Origin of the sequence: Sphingomonas sp. NFR04, assembly GCF_900114095.1 — a bacterium.
In the GTDB taxonomy this organism is placed as follows: Bacteria; Pseudomonadota; Alphaproteobacteria; order Sphingomonadales; family Sphingomonadaceae; genus Sphingomonas.
Genome location: NZ_FORV01000002.1, coordinates 709,013 through 722,822, shown reverse-complemented (window position 1 = coordinate 722,822; position 13,810 = coordinate 709,013). Strand labels below are relative to the sequence as shown.

The 13,810-nt window shown below is 67.6% G+C and carries 14 protein-coding genes, 1 tRNA gene and 1 riboswitch; of the genes, 12 read left to right on the top strand and 3 right to left on the bottom strand.

All coding sequences use genetic code 11. From position 1 onward, the window contains the following. Positions 1 to 4 precede the first annotated feature (4 nt). Positions 5 to 2,692: a TonB-dependent receptor domain-containing protein gene (locus BM009_RS09495; protein WP_093295635.1), complete on the top strand. Its 2,688-nt coding sequence runs from the start codon at positions 5 to 7 to the stop codon at positions 2,690 to 2,692. Positions 2,693 to 2,734: 42 nt separating this feature from the next. Here the strand turns inward: BM009_RS09495 and BM009_RS09490 are convergent, their stop codons facing one another. Beyond that, positions 2,735 to 3,400: a prolyl hydroxylase family protein gene (locus tag BM009_RS09490; RefSeq protein WP_093295633.1), complete on the bottom strand. Its 666-nt coding sequence runs from the start codon at positions 3,398 to 3,400 to the stop codon at positions 2,735 to 2,737. 120 nt (positions 3,401 to 3,520) lie between these two features. Between BM009_RS09490 and BM009_RS09485 the strand changes: the two genes are divergently transcribed. From BM009_RS09485 to BM009_RS09475, 3 genes are all read left to right on the top strand, one after another. Beyond that, positions 3,521 to 4,690: an ATPase, T2SS/T4P/T4SS family gene (locus BM009_RS09485; protein ID WP_093295632.1), complete on the top strand. Its 1,170-nt coding sequence runs from the start codon at positions 3,521 to 3,523 to the stop codon at positions 4,688 to 4,690. 48 nt (positions 4,691 to 4,738) lie between these two features. Next, positions 4,739 to 4,815 (top strand) — tRNA-His (locus BM009_RS09480). Between the two features lie 33 nt (positions 4,816 to 4,848). Next, positions 4,849 to 5,898, top strand: a complete 1,050-nt coding sequence (locus tag BM009_RS09475) for a Glu/Leu/Phe/Val family dehydrogenase (protein WP_093295630.1) — start codon at positions 4,849 to 4,851, stop codon at positions 5,896 to 5,898. Between the two features lie 185 nt (positions 5,899 to 6,083). Here the strand turns inward: BM009_RS09475 and BM009_RS09470 are convergent, their stop codons facing one another. After that, complete coding sequence (locus tag BM009_RS09470) at positions 6,084 to 6,656, bottom strand: TMEM165/GDT1 family protein (protein WP_093295629.1); 573 nt, start codon at positions 6,654 to 6,656, stop codon at positions 6,084 to 6,086. 10 nt (positions 6,657 to 6,666) lie between these two features. Next, positions 6,667 to 6,850, bottom strand: a riboswitch (yybP-ykoY riboswitch). A 110-nt stretch (positions 6,851 to 6,960) separates the two neighbouring features. On the opposite strand from BM009_RS09470, the gene ccmC reads away from it, so the two are divergent. From ccmC to BM009_RS09440, 7 genes are read left to right on the top strand one after another with little or no spacing between them, the layout of a single operon-like run. Then, positions 6,961 to 7,680, top strand: a complete 720-nt coding sequence (gene ccmC / locus BM009_RS09465; RefSeq protein ID WP_175487961.1) for a heme ABC transporter permease CcmC — start codon at positions 6,961 to 6,963, stop codon at positions 7,678 to 7,680. Next, positions 7,677 to 7,808 carry a hypothetical protein gene (locus BM009_RS23140; RefSeq protein WP_302847360.1) on the top strand — a complete coding sequence of 44 codons (132 nt, stop codon included), beginning with the start codon at positions 7,677 to 7,679 and terminating at the stop codon, positions 7,806 to 7,808. Before ccmC ends, BM009_RS23140 begins: the two co-directional genes overlap by 4 nt. Then, the gene (ccmE, locus tag BM009_RS09460) at positions 7,805 to 8,239 is read left to right on the top strand and encodes a cytochrome c maturation protein CcmE (protein WP_093295626.1); all 435 of its coding nucleotides are present in this window, start codon (positions 7,805 to 7,807) and stop codon (positions 8,237 to 8,239) included. Before BM009_RS23140 ends, ccmE begins: the two co-directional genes overlap by 4 nt. Next, complete coding sequence (locus tag BM009_RS09455) at positions 8,236 to 10,164, top strand: heme lyase CcmF/NrfE family subunit (protein WP_093295624.1); 1,929 nt, start codon at positions 8,236 to 8,238, stop codon at positions 10,162 to 10,164. Before ccmE ends, BM009_RS09455 begins: the two co-directional genes overlap by 4 nt. Beyond that, positions 10,161 to 10,688 (top strand): redoxin family protein, encoded by a 528-nt coding sequence (locus BM009_RS09450; protein WP_093295623.1) that lies wholly within the window; start codon positions 10,161 to 10,163, stop codon positions 10,686 to 10,688. Before BM009_RS09455 ends, BM009_RS09450 begins: the two co-directional genes overlap by 4 nt. Continuing rightward, a complete protein-coding gene (locus BM009_RS09445) occupies positions 10,685 to 11,092 on the top strand; it encodes a cytochrome c-type biogenesis protein (RefSeq protein ID WP_093295621.1) in 408 nt (135 codons plus the stop codon). Before BM009_RS09450 ends, BM009_RS09445 begins: the two co-directional genes overlap by 4 nt. Beyond that, on the top strand, positions 11,089 to 11,751 hold the full coding sequence (locus tag BM009_RS09440; RefSeq protein ID WP_254772213.1) for a tetratricopeptide repeat protein: 663 nt from the start codon (positions 11,089 to 11,091) through the stop codon (positions 11,749 to 11,751). Before BM009_RS09445 ends, BM009_RS09440 begins: the two co-directional genes overlap by 4 nt. A gap of 332 nt (positions 11,752 to 12,083) precedes the next feature. On the opposite strand, the gene ald is transcribed toward BM009_RS09440, so the two are convergent. After that, the gene (gene ald, locus BM009_RS09435) at positions 12,084 to 13,190 is read right to left on the bottom strand and encodes an alanine dehydrogenase (protein WP_093295618.1); all 1,107 of its coding nucleotides are present in this window, start codon (positions 13,188 to 13,190) and stop codon (positions 12,084 to 12,086) included. A 136-nt stretch (positions 13,191 to 13,326) separates the two neighbouring features. Between ald and BM009_RS09430 the strand changes: the two genes are divergently transcribed. Next, the gene (locus BM009_RS09430; RefSeq protein ID WP_093295617.1) at positions 13,327 to 13,797 is read left to right on the top strand and encodes an Lrp/AsnC family transcriptional regulator; all 471 of its coding nucleotides are present in this window, start codon (positions 13,327 to 13,329) and stop codon (positions 13,795 to 13,797) included. Positions 13,798 to 13,810: the final 13 nt, after the last annotated feature.

The following is a 13,810-nucleotide window of genomic DNA, read 5'->3' as shown; positions in this document are numbered from 1 at the left end:
CATAATGACCAAGTCGTTGGGGCTTGCCAGCCTGCTGCTCTTCTCTTCTGCGCTCGTGGCGCCCGCGCTGGCGCGCGCGCAGACCGCGCCGACCACGCCCGGCCCGCAGACCGGGCCGGCAACCAATGCCGCCGATCAGCCGGTCACCCAGCCGGACGTGCAGCAGGAGGAGGCGCCCGACGTCTCCGTGCCCGGTGAGATCGTCGTCACCGGCCGCCGCGCCAACCTGACGCGCGACATTCCGCAGGTGGTGTCGGTGCTTTCGGCCGCCGATATCCAGCGGACCGGCGAAGGCGACATCGCCGGCGCGCTCGGTCGCGTCACCGGCCTCAGCGTCGTCGGCAACGGCTATGTCTTCGTCCGTGGCCTGGGCGATCGCTACTCGCTGGCGCTGCTCAACGGCTCGCCGCTGCCGAGCCCCGAGCCGCTGAAGCGGGTCGTTCCGCTCGACCTGTTCCCGACCAACGTCGTCTCCTCGTCGCTCGTCCAGAAGAGCTACTCGGTGAACTATCCGGGCGAATTCGGTGGCGGCGTGATCAACCTCACCACCAACGCTGCGCCCAAGAAGGGCTTCGTCACCGTGGGTGGGGGGCTCGGCATCAACAGCCGCGCGACCACGCAGCTCGGCTATGTCTATGCCGGCGGCAAGCACGACTGGACCGGGTTCGACGACGGCAGCCGTGATCTGGCGCCGGCGCTGAAGGCCTATTTCGACAGCGGCGCGCGTCTCAGCTCCGGCACGGTGGACGGTGCGGCGATCGCCGGCGAACTGGTGAATGCCAGGAACGCGCTTCTCCAGCGTAACCGCGATCTGCCGCCCAATTGGTCAACCAGCCTGTCTGCCGGCAAGTCGTTCGACTTGGGCGACAACACGCTCGGGCTGATCGCCACCGCCGGCTACAGCAACAAGTGGAGCGTGCGCGACTCCATCCAGCAATATTCGATTACCTCGGACCTGTCCGCGCTTGAGAGCGACTTCGAGCGGATCAGCACCGACAACCGGATCGTCCTGAACGGACTGCTCGGCGTCGGCTTCGAGTTCGGCGACAACAAGCTCCGCTGGACCAACGTGTACATCCGCGACACGCTGAAGAACACGCGGCTCGGCCTCGGCACGCGCAACAACAACGTCACCACCGACGTCCAGCAGCAGGAAACCCGCTGGTTCGAGCGACAGCTGATCGACACCCAGCTGGTCGGCGAGTTCAAGCTCACCCCGACGCTGAGCCTGGACCTGCGCGGCAGCTATGCCAATTCGAAGCGCAAGTCGCCGAGCGAGCTCAGCTTCGAATATATCCGCACCAACGTCGCGTCCGACCCGTACGGCCAGTATTTCATCAACCGGCTCAACAACGGCAACAACGGCGACGCGACCGCCAGCTACTCGGACCTGAACGAGGACCTCTACTCGGGCGGCGCGGACCTGACGTTCAAGCCGATCACCGATCTGAGCCTTTCGGCCGGGTATTCGTACCTGCGGACCAAGCGGTTCAGCTCGCGGCGCGACTTCCAGTTCACCGCGCCCAGCAGCTTCCCCAGCGGCGTGGCGATGCTGCGGCCGGATCTGCTGCTCAGCCCGCAGGTCATCAATGATTACAACATCCAGCTGATCGAGACGAACGAAGGCAATCCCGCCTTCAACGCCTCGCTGAACAACCATGCCGGCTATGGCCGGGCGGTCTACCAGATCACGCCCGATCTCTCGATCGATACCGGCGTGCGCTACGAAACGGCGAAGGAAATCGTCACGCCCGCGCAGGTGTTCAGCACGCCGGGCGCGAGCGAAGCGGGTACGAACCTCAAGAACGATTATTGGCTGCCCGCGGCGACGCTGACCTGGCAGTTCCGCCCGGGCATGCAGTTCCGCCTCAACGGATCGAAGACGATCGCCCGTCCGCAGTTCCGCGAGCTGATCTTCCAGTTCTATTTCGATCCGGAGACCAACCGCCAGTATCGCGGTAACCCGCTGCTGCAGGACAGCACGCTGTACAATGGCGAGGGCCGCTTCGAATGGTATCTCGGCAGCGACCAGCGCGTATCGGCCGCCGGCTTCTACAAGCGCATCAACCGACCGATCGAAGCGTTCATCACCGGCACCGACCAGCTGGTGACCAGCTTCGCCAACGCGCCCAAGGCCAATCTCTACGGTGTCGAGCTGGAGGCGCAGAAGAAGTTCACCCTGGCCGACTGGTTCAACGCGCCGTTCTTCAGCGAGCGCGGCCTGCTGGTGATCGCCAACTACACCTACACCAAGTCCGAGCTGAAGGTGGCGCAGGGCGACCGGACCGCGGTCTATGCCGCCACCTCGACCAACGCGACCGACTATTTCCGGGACGGCGCGTCGCTCACCGGCCAGTCGGATCACCTGGTGAACCTCCAGCTGGGCATGGAGAGTTCGGGTCGGCTCTCGCAGCAGACCTTCATCCTCTCCTATGCCACCAAGCGCGTCACCAGCCGCGGCCTTGCCAACCAGAACCAGCCCGACGTGTACGAATATCCGGGGCTCAACCTCGATTTCGTCGCGCGCCAGGGGGTGATGCTCGCTGGTCGCCAGTTCGACGCCAAGTTCGAGGCGCGCAACATCACCGGGCGCCGGTACAAGGAACTCCAGTCGAACGGCACGCGCACCGTGACCTACAACCGCTATTCGCCGGGAACGACGCTGCAGCTGTCGCTCTCGACGACCTTCTGACAGGCACGAAGGGCCCGGCGGATGCGCTGCCGGGCCCTTTGTTCACCAACCCCAGGGCCGCTCGCGGAACCACTGGGTGATCACATATTTGGTGCCCGCGCGTACCTTCATCGCATGGTGGATCGTCGCGGGATTGACGCTGCCGTCCGGCCGCAGATTGTTCCAGGCGAGCAGCTTGCCGGGCTCGGGCTGGACGATCTTGTCAATCGCCTTGAAGCGCGTGGCGCCGCCCGCCTCGACCTGGTTGAGGTAGAGCATCACCGTCCAGGTCCGCTGGCCGGAGACGTCGCAGAATTTGTGGAAGTCGGCGGTGCCGGGATCGAAATAGTCGGTGTGCGCCTTGAACTCCTGCCCGATGGCGTAGCGCTGGCCCTGCATCGGCTCGGCATGCGCGCCGTCGAGACCGATGAAATCGAGGATGCGTGCCTTGAGGTCGATCGCCAGCGGATCCTCGGGGGCAAGGTCGCAGGTCTCGCTAGTCCGGAAGGCATAGTCGTCGCCGGCATTGGCCAGGGTGGAGGGGCGGCGCTTCTCGTCGATCCGCGCCACCAGCGCCGCGCATTGGGCAGCGTCGAGGAAGTTACGCACCATGAACAGCGTCACCTTCGGGCTCGGCACTTTCTGCACGCCCGGATAGGAGAGAATGCGCGCGACGACGGGTTCGGAGGGGTGGCCGCTGCCGAGCGAGGGAAGGGAAGGCATCTGCATGATCGTGCTTTTGCCAAAACAGGTGGTTCCATGCCAGCAGGACGCGCGATCGTCATAAAATTGCAGGTCGATTGTCACAAAGCCTGCGTAGCCGGGCGCCGTCCAGCAGGGGGATGACAGGTGCATATCGACGTCGAACGGCATCCCGAAGAAGCGGGTGGGGCGGCGCCCGGAGCGCTGCAACTGGAGGCGCTGCTCGCCGAGGCGGCGCGGCTCGAGGCTTCCCACCTTCATCTTGAGCCGAGCATGCGGGGCATCGAGATTGCGTTCCGCGCATCGGGACTGCTGCATCCCTTTCGCGAGCTCGATCGGGACCAAGGTGACGCGCTGCTCCGGCAGATCGCGGCCGCTGCGCGGCTTTCGCCTGAGCGGACGCTGCCGCAGCGCGGGGAGATGCGGTGGAAGGGCGAGATGCTCGACGTTTTCGTGCTGCCGGTCGTGCGCGGGCAGCGCGTGGTGGTGCAGCGTGCCCCGCGCCAGGCCGGGCATCGCGAACTCGAAGCCTTGGGGATGAGTGCGGCGCTGGCGAACCATGCGCGGACGGTGCTGGCCCGGCCCGGCCTCGTGCTGGTGGGGGCGCCGGCGGGGCATGGCGGCAGCACGACGTTGCAGACGCTGCTCGGGCTTGCCGCATCGCGCACCCGGCCGGGCCTTGCCATCGCGAGCGACGCAAAACCGGACATGCTGGGCGTATCCTGGGCGGACGGGTCGATCGTGGCCCCGGCGGAAACGCTGCGCGCGGGAATTGAGCAGGATGTCGACGTGCTGATGATCGATTCGCTCGCTGATCGCGCCGCGGCCGCGGCGGCAGTGCAGGCCGCCCAAGCGGGTCGGCTGGTGCTGGCGGGCATCGACGCGGTCGATTCGGTGGCGGCGATCCAGCAGATGCGTGCCTGGCGAGTCGAGGCGTTCCACCTCGCCTCCGCGCTCAGCCTGGTACTGGCGCAGCGGCTGGTGCGCCGGCTGTGCCCGGAATGCCGCGAGCCGGTGCAGGCGACCGGCTCGGTATCGGCGCTGCTCGGCTTTGATCCGGGTGCGATCGTCTATGCCTCGGCCGGGTGCAGTGCCTGCGGCGGTTCCGGATTCGCCGGACAGACGGGCGTCTTCGAGTCGATTCGCGGCGACGCGACGATCCGGCGGCTGGTCAACGACGGCGGCGACGCGGCGATTCTCGCCCGCCATGCCTTTATCAGCACGCCCAATCTGGGCTCCGCCGCGCGGCACCTTGCCCGTACCGGGGTGACGACGCCCGAGGAGGCGGTTAAAATTTCCCGCGGGCAGGGTGCGTAATCATCTTGCGCTCGGCTTCGGAGCCCGCTAAGCGCGCACTCCTTCACGGCGACCATAGCTCAATCGGTTAGAGCGCTGGTTTGTGGTACCAGAGGTTGCGGGTTCGATCCCCGTTGGTCGCCCCACTTTCCCCCTTTCATAACAGCGCGGATCCATCCATGATCACCGACTGGGGCTTTCCCGATTTCGACGACCACGAGGGCGTTCACCTCTTCTCGGATCGGGCTTCCGGCCTTAGCGCGATCATCGCGGTGCACTCGACGGCGCTGGGTGCGGCCGCCGGTGGCGTGCGCTTCTGGCACTATGCCGATCATCGCGCCGCAATCACCGATGCGCTCCGCCTGTCGCGCGGGATGAGCTACAAAAACGCCATGGCCGATCTGCCGATGGGCGGCGGCAAGGGCGTGATCCTCGCCGACAAGCCGGGTGCCGAAGTGACCCAGGCGCAGCTGGAAGCCTTCGGTCGCGCCGTCGAATCGCTCCATGGCCGCTATGTTACCGCCGAGGATGTCGGCATGTCCGAAGCGCGCATGAAGGTCGTCGCTACCCAGACCAAGCACGTCTCCGGCCTGCCGGTGGCGGCGGGCAGCGCGGGCGGCGATCCGGGCCCGGTGACGGCGCGCGGCGTGTATCTCGGCGTCAAGGCGGCGGCGAAGCGTGGCCTGGGCGTCGATTCGATGGCCGGTGTTCGCGTGGCGATCCAGGGCGTCGGCTCGGTCGGCGGCGGGCTTGCCCGGCTGCTGGCGGCGGACGGTGCCAAGCTGACCCTGGCCGATGTCCATGGCGACCGCGCCAAGGTACTGGCCGCCGAGCTGGGCGCCGAGGCGATCGACGCCGATGCGATCCTGACCCATGAAGCCGATATCCTCAGCCCCTGTGCGCTGGGGGCGATCCTGACCGAACAGTCGATCGAGGCGCTGAAGGTGCGAGTCGTCGCGGGCGGCGCGAACAACCAGCTCGCCACGCGCGAGGACGGCCATCGCCTCCATGCGCGCGGCATCGTCTATGCGCCGGATTATGTGATCAATGCGGGCGGCATCATCAACGTCGCGCTCGAATATCTGGGGCAGGGCGACCGCTCCGAGGTGGATGCCCGGGTCGAGAAGATCCCGGTGCGCCTCAACCAGGTATGGGACGAAAGCGCCGCGACCGGCGATCCGTCGAGCGAAGTCGCCGACCGCATCGCCCAGCGCCTGATCGGGCGTTGATTTCTAAATCCTCCCCCGGCGAAGCTGGGGGAGGGGGACCATTCGCGTAGCGAATGTTGGAGGGGCCGCGCCGGAAGGCGCGGTCTTTCGCGTTTGAAGGACAACCGCCGCGTGCCGCGGCGGCCCCTCCACCCCGCGGCTTGCGCCGCGCGGTCCCCCTCCCCGTGCCGGGGAGGATCTTCACGTTACAACCAGGCCGCCGTCTGCGCCGCGAGCCACAGGCCGATCGCGACGAACAGCAGCGCGGCGATGCGGTGGACGGTCGTCAGTGGCACCCGGTCGATTACCGCCTTGCCGAGGAACACCGCCGGCACATTGGCGAGCATCATCCCCAGCGTCGTTCCCGCCGTGACCGGTAGGACAGCATGGAAACGGGCGCCCAGCGCGACGGTGGCGACTTGGGTCTTGTCGCCCATCTCGACCAGGAAGAAAGCGATCGCGGTGGTGAGGAATGCGCCGAACCGCGCGGGCTTGGTTTCCTCTTCCTCGTCAAGCTTGTCGGGGATCAGCGTCCACAGGCCCATCGCGACGAACGAGGCGGCGATCGCATAGCGAAACCACACGCTATCCAGCAGCCCGGCGACCTCCGCGCCCACCAACGCCGCGAGGAAGTGATTGGCGATGGTCGCGACGAAGATGCCGCAGATGATCGGCACCGGCCGCTTGAAGCGGGTCGCGAGAAGGATCGCCAGCAGCTGGGTCTTGTCGCCGATTTCGGCGAGCGCAACCACCGCGGTGGAGGTAAGCAGGGCTTCCAAGAAAATCTCCGGGGCCGGGCGGATACGAATCCAACGACATCGCATCTCCCCGCCCGGCACGAGCGGAGATGCGACGCCATTGGTCTCGCCCGAACTTTGCGGCTCCGCCTGCGCCATGGTCTCTCGACCAAGTATGTTGACGCGGGCGCCCGGTGCGCACGGCACCGACTGGCTACTCCCCAGATGACGGCGACCGGGTAGCCGAGGCTGCACGGCTTTGCAACCCTATGCGCAAGGAGGGGCGGGGCGGTGCAATCCCCGCTTGGAATTGGGGGAGAAACCCGGCTAATCCATCGCGGTGCCGATGCTTCACGCCCTCGCCAACCCGGCGCGCTTCCTCAAGATCGCCCGGCCGCTCACGCCCGCCCTGTTCTGGGTCGGACTGGCGCTGACGCTGTTCGGCGCCTGGGGCGGCCTCACGCAGACTCCCGCCGACTATCTGCAGAAGGACAGCGTCCGCATTCTCTACATCCATGTGCCGACCGCGTGGCTGGGCATGGGCGGGTGGAGCAGCCTGGCGCTGGCGTGCCTGAGCTATCTGATCTGGCGGCATCCGCTGGCGATCGTCGCGGCGCGCGCCATCGCGCCGGTCGGGGCCGTGTTCGCCGCACTCTGCCTGATCACCGGCTCGATCTGGGGGCGCCCGACCTGGGGCACCTGGTGGGAATGGGACGGCCGGCTGACCAGCATGCTGCTCCTCTTCTTCGTCTACATCGCCTGGATCGCGCTCGCCCGCGCCGATGCCGAGCGGAGCGGCGACGGGCGCATTCCGGCGCTCTTCGGTGTCGCGGGAACGGTACTATTGCCTATCATTCGCTACTCCGTGGTGTGGTGGAACACGCTGCACCAGGGGGAGAGCATCGGGCTCACCCGCAGCAGCATCGATGCCTCGATGCTCTGGCCGTTGTGGTTCACGCTTTCGGGATTCAGCCTGTTGTTCGGCGCGATCGTGCTGATGCGGATGCGCGCGCTGCTCGCCCGGCAGAAGGTCGAAGCCCGGCTGCGGCGGAGGGCGGCGCAATGAACCATTGGTGGTTCGTGACCGCCGCCTATCTGGTAGTGGCGCTCGGCACCGGCGGTATCGCCGCTGCGAGCTGGTGGACGATGCGCCGCGCGGAAGCCACGGCCGACGCACTGGGGCGCCGCCAGTGAAGGCAAAGCATCAACGACTGACGCTCGCATTGCTGGCGGTGGCGGCGATCCTCGGCGCGGCGCTGCTGGCGCTTTCCGCGCTAAAGGACCAGGCGGCGTTCTTCTACGCCCCCGGCGACGTGGCGGGCAAGCCGCTGCCGCTCGGCAAGGCGGTGCGACTGGGGGGCATGGTCGAGAAGGGCTCGCTGGTCCGCGCGCACGATGGCGTGTCGATCGCCTTCAAGGTCACCGACGGCAAGGACGTGGTGCCGGTCCGCTTCCGCGGGGTGACACCGGACCTGTTCCGCGAAGGTTCGGGCGTGGTCGCCGAGGGCCAGTTCCAGCCCGACGGCAGCTTCGCCGCCGACAATCTGCTCGCCAAGCATGACGAGCGCTACATGCCGCCCCAGATGGCGGGGAAGATGCACAAGAGCGAGTCGCTGGAGCCATGATCGCCGAAGCCGGACTCGCGGCGCTGTGGCTCGCCACGGCCTTTGCCATTGCGCAGCTGCTGCTGGGCGCCGCGGCCGCGCGCGCGGGCGATCCGGCGGCGATGCTGCCGGGGGTGCGCAAGATCGCGCTCGTCCAGGCGCTGTTCGCGCTGCTGGCCTTCCTGATCCTGATCTGGCTGTTCGTCACCTCGGACATGTCGGTGCTGCTGGTGGCGGAGAACAGTCACTCGCAGAAGCCGATGCTGTACAAGGTCGCAGGCGCCTGGGGGAACCATGAAGGCTCGATGCTGCTCTGGGTGACCGTGCTCGCGGTTGCCGGCGCAGGCGTCGCGCTGTTCGAGCGGCGGCTGGTGGCCGAGACGCTGTCGGCCACGCTGGCGGCGCAGGCGGCGATCGCAATCGGCTTCTATGCCTTCCTCGCCTTCGCCTCGAACCCCTTTGCGCGGCTGAACTCTGCGCCGGCGGACGGGCAGGGGCTCAACCCGCTGCTCCAGGATCCCGGCCTCGCCTTCCACCCGCCGACGCTCTATCTCGGTTATGTCGGTCTCTCGGTGGCGTTCAGCTTCGCGGTCGCCGCGCTGCTGATGCGCGATGTCGGCCCCGCCTTCGCCAAGGCGATGCGGCCCTGGGTACTGGCCGCCTGGATCTTCCTGACGATCGGCATCACCGCCGGCAGCTACTGGGCCTATTACGAGCTCGGCTGGGGCGGCTGGTGGTTCTGGGACCCGGTGGAGAATGCCTCGCTGATGCCGTGGCTGGCGGCGACCGCGCTGCTCCATTCGGTCAACGTGCTGGCGACGCGCGACGGCCTGCGCGCCTGGACCCTGATGCTGGCGGTGGTCGCCTTTTCGATGTCGATGGTCGGCACCTTCCTCGTTCGCTCGGGCATCCTGGTGAGCGTCCACGCCTTTGCCGTCGACCCCACGCGCGGTACCTTCCTGCTGGCGCTGCTCGGCCTCTATATCGGCGGCGCACTGGCGCTGTTCGGCGCGCGCGTCGGCACGGTGACCCAGGGTGCGACCTTCCAGCTGGTCAGCCGCGAGGCGGCGCTGGTGCTCAATAACCTGCTGCTCAGCGTAATCCTGGGCATCGTGCTGATCGGCACGCTCTACCCGCTGGTCGCCCAGGCGATGGGCGTGCAGCTGTCGATCGGTGCGCCTTTCTTCGAGAAGACTGCGGTGCCGATCGCGCTGTTCCTGATCGCGGGCACGGCCGCCGGCCCGCTGCTGCGCTGGCGCAAGGACTCGGCGCAGGCGCTGCTCTCCCGCCTGACGATCCCGGTAGCCGTCGCGGGCGTGGCGTTCGCGCTGTTCTTCGCGCTGTCCGGCTTTGCCTCGCCGATCGCGGTGCTGGTGCTGGCGCTCGCCTTCGGGTTGGCCGCGGCGAGCGTCGCGCCGCTGTGGAAGCGCAAGCTGCGCCGCACGCCGCTGCCGATCTACGGCATGGTCGTCGCGCATCTCGGCATCGCCGTCAGCCTTGCCGGCATGGCGGCGGACACGCTGTTCAAGCAGGAGCGGCTGGCGGCCGTCGCGGTCGGCGACAACCTCACCGTCGGCCCGTTCAAGGTGACGCTGGCCGAGGTGCGCCCCACCGTCGGCCCCAACTGGTCGGCGATGGAAGCGCGGCTGGAGGTCCAGCGCGGCACCAGCGAGCCTTTCGAACTGATCCCCCAGCAACGTTTCTTCGCCAATCCGCCGACCAATACCAGCGAAGCAGCCATCGCCACCCTGTGGGACGGCCAGGTCTATACCGTGCTCGGCGCGGCGGACGGGGCCGGACGTTGGCAGCTCCGCTTGTGGTGGAAGCCGTTCGTCACGCTGATCTGGGCCGGCGGTGGCCTGATCGCGCTGGGGGGCATCCTGTCGCTGCTCGGCCGGGTGCGCCGCGCGCGCCGGGAAGCGCGCGAGCGGGAGGAATGGGCATGAAGAAGCTGCTGATCTGGCTGCCGCTGGGCCTGTTCGTGCTCGTCTTCGCGCTGGTGGTGAACGGGCTGATCGAGCCGAGTGACCGCATCGTGCGTTCTGCCATGGTCGGCAAGCCGCTGCCCGCGCTGCAGCTGCCGGCGATCGTTGCCGGCAAGCCGGGCATCGATACCGCGACCTGGCCCAAGGGCAAGCCGCGCCTGCTCAACGTCTTCGCCAGCTGGTGCATCCCCTGTGTGGCCGAGGCGCCGCAATTGCTGAAGCTCAAGCAGGCGGGCGCGCAGATCGACGCCATCGCGGTGCGCGACACTGCGGCGGAGGTGCAGGCCTTCCTCGCCCGCAACGGCGATCCCTATAGCCGCATCGGCGACGATGCCGCGATGCGGGCGCAGCTCTCGCTGGGCTCGTCCGGCGTACCGGAGACCTTCGTGATCGACTCGCGCGGGGTGATCGTCGACCAGCATATCGGCGACATTCGCGCCGAGGACGTGCCCAGGCTGCTCGCCGCGCTGGAGAAGGCGAAGTGAGGCGGGCGCTGCTGCCCATCGCATTGCTGCTGGCCGGCGCGGCGCAGGCGGACTCGGCGCTGCCGGCCTCGCCGCTCGCCTATACCCAGCTGCCCGACCCTGATCAGGAAGCGCAGGCCAAGGCGCTGATGGAGACGCTGCGCTGCCTCGTCTGCCAAGGCCAGAGCATTGCCGACAGCGACGCCGACATGGCCGGCGAGATGCGCGCGCTGGTCCGCCAGCGGATCGCCGCGGGCGAGCGACCCGCGCAGGTCCGCAAATGGCTGATGGAGCGCTATGGCGACTATGTCACCTACGACCCGCCGCTCAGCTGGATCACTGCACCGCTGTGGATCGCGCCGCTGGTGCTGCTCGCGCTCGGGCTGCTGATCGCGCGTCGGCTGTTCAAGAGGAAGACGGCATGATGGGATGGCTGGTCTTCGGTGGCTTCGCGCTGCTCACAATTGCGCTATTGCTACTCATTCGCTTCCCAAGGCGGTTCTGGACGGTGCCGGCAATGGCGGTAACGCTGGCGGGCGCGGGCTATGCATGGCAGGGGCAGCCGAGCCTGCCCGACCATCCGGTGGAGGGTGTCGCCAGCGTTCGCCCGCTCGACCCAGACCTGATCGCGACGCGCGAGGGGCTCTTCGGCCGGTTCAACTTCGACTACAGTTATTTCATGGCCGCCGACGCGATGACGCGGGCCGGCGCGCCACAGCTCGCCGCGACGGTGATGCTGGGGGCCGTGCGCAAGGCGCCGAACGATCTGGGGCTCTGGTCCGGGCTCGGCCTGGCGCTTGCCGAACATGACGGCGACCAGCTTTCCCCTGCCGCGCTCTATGCCTTCGACAGAGCCGAAACGCTCGCGCCCAATCACCCGGGTCCGCCCTTCTATCGCGGCATCGCGCTGGCCCGGGCCGGGGATCTGGAGGCGGCGCGACAGGCATGGGGCAGGGCGCTCCGCCTTCTCCCGCCGGAAGCGAGCTATCGCGACGACATGGTCGGCGTGATCCTGAAGCTCGATCCTGGCCTCGCTGCGGCGGCGCGATCCGCGCTGCCGGCAAATCCGCCGCCCGCCCGCTAACGAGTCGTTACCCCTCTGTATTGGAACCAGCATCGCTCGTCTGCGGTGCATCGAGTTCCAGCGGATACAGGGGTCCGAAACATGCACATCTAGAGCGGCAAGGCCGCCGACTTCCTGGGCTGATCGAACGGCTGTCGCTGAGCTTCACCGTTCAGGCCGAGAATTTCCACGAGATGGGGGAGGGCGTCGCCCTTGCCGAATCGCTGAACGCGACCTGCGCTCACCGAGCGTGCAGCTGGGCAACCTTTTCGAGTTCCTGCCCGAGAGCAGCGCCGTCGCGGCCTGAAGGCCGGTCCCCGCTCGGACGCAAGCCCGAGCGGGGACTTCGTCCATCAGCCTGCCCAGGCTTCGAACGGCAGGTCGAGCGCGTCGGCCACCGCCTGGTGACGGATCTTGCCGCCCGAGACGTTGAGGCCGTTGGCGAGGTGGCGATCGGCCTGCATGGCCGCTTCCGCGCCGTGGTTGGCGAGCTTCAGCACGAAGGGCAACGTCGCGTTGTTGAGCGCGAAAGCCGAGGTGCGGGCAACCGCGCCGGGCATGTTCGCCACGCAATAATGGATCACGCCGTCGATCTCGAACACGGGATCGTCATGGGTGGTGGCGCGGCTGGTCTCGAAGCAGCCGCCCTGATCGATCGCGATGTCGACCAGCACCGAGCCGCGCATCATCGTCTTCAGCATGTCGCGGGTGACGAGCTTGGGGGCCGCCGCACCCGGCACCAGCACCGCACCGATCACCACCTGCGAGGTGCGAACCGCCTCGGCGATCGCGGCCTTGCTGGCATAGGCGGTCTTGATCTGGCTGCCGAAATGCATGTCGAGCTCGGCCAGCCGCTCGTTGTTGATGTCGTAGATCGTCACGTCGGCACGCTGGCCGGTCGCCATCTGCGCGGCGTTGATGCCCGACACGCCGCCGCCGAGGATCGCGACCTTGCACGGTGCCACGCCCGGCACGCCGCCGAGCAGTTCGCCGCGGCCGCCCTGTTCCTTTTCGAGATAGTGCGACGCGACCTGCACCGACATGCGGCCGGCGACTTCGCTCATCGGCTTGAGCAGGGGGAGGGCGCCCGAGTTCGAGGTCACCGTCTCGTAGGCGATGCAGGTCGCGCCCGACTGCATCAGGCCCTCGGCCTGCGGCTTGTCGGCGGCGAGGTGGAGATAGGTGAACAGCAGGTGGCGCGGTTCGAGCAGGGCGATTTCCTGCGCCTGCGGCTCCTTCACCTTCACGATCATGTCCGACTGGGCGAACACGGTCTTGGCGTCGGGCGCGATCTGGGCGCCGACGGCGGTATAGGCCGCATCGTCGAAATCGATGCCCATGCCGGCCTTGGTCTCGACCAGCACGCTATGGCCGGCATGGACCAGCTCCGCGACCGAAGCGGGGGTCAGGCCGACGCGATATTCGTGATTCTTGATTTCCTTGGGAACGCCGATGCGCATGGGAACTCTCCTAAGTCCTGATGCGCGCAATATACCGCGAACCCGGCGTGCGAATCCCTGCAAAGCAGAGCGTCTGCCGCCTAGTTGCGTGCATGGATCTTGCGTTCGGCGCGTCTTGGCGCGCATTCCATGCAGCATGGATCGAATCGACACAGCTATCCTCAAGTTGCTCGCTGCCGATGCGCGGGCGCCGGTCAGCCAGGTCGCGGCGGCGGTAGGGCTGTCGCAATCGGCATGCACCCGGCGCATCCAGGGGCTGGAGGCGAGTGGACTGATCCGCGGTTATGGCGCGCGGCTGGGGCATCGAACACTCGGTTTCCGGGTGACCGCCCTGGTCGACATCACGCTCGGCACCCAGGTGGAGGAAGATCTTGCCCAGTTCGAGGCGGCGGTGGGCCGGATCGACGGGGTGGTGGAGTGCGCGCTGGTCTCGGGCGGGCAGGACTATCGGCTCAAGATCCTGTGCCGCGATCTCGACGATTACGAACGGCTGCACCGCGAGCATCTCGGCCGCCTGCCAGGTGTCGTTACGATCAACAGCAGCTTCGTCCTGCGCGAGGTGCCGACCCGGGGCGAGGACGACGCCTTGTTCGGCGCGGCGCGATGACTATCTTGCGCCT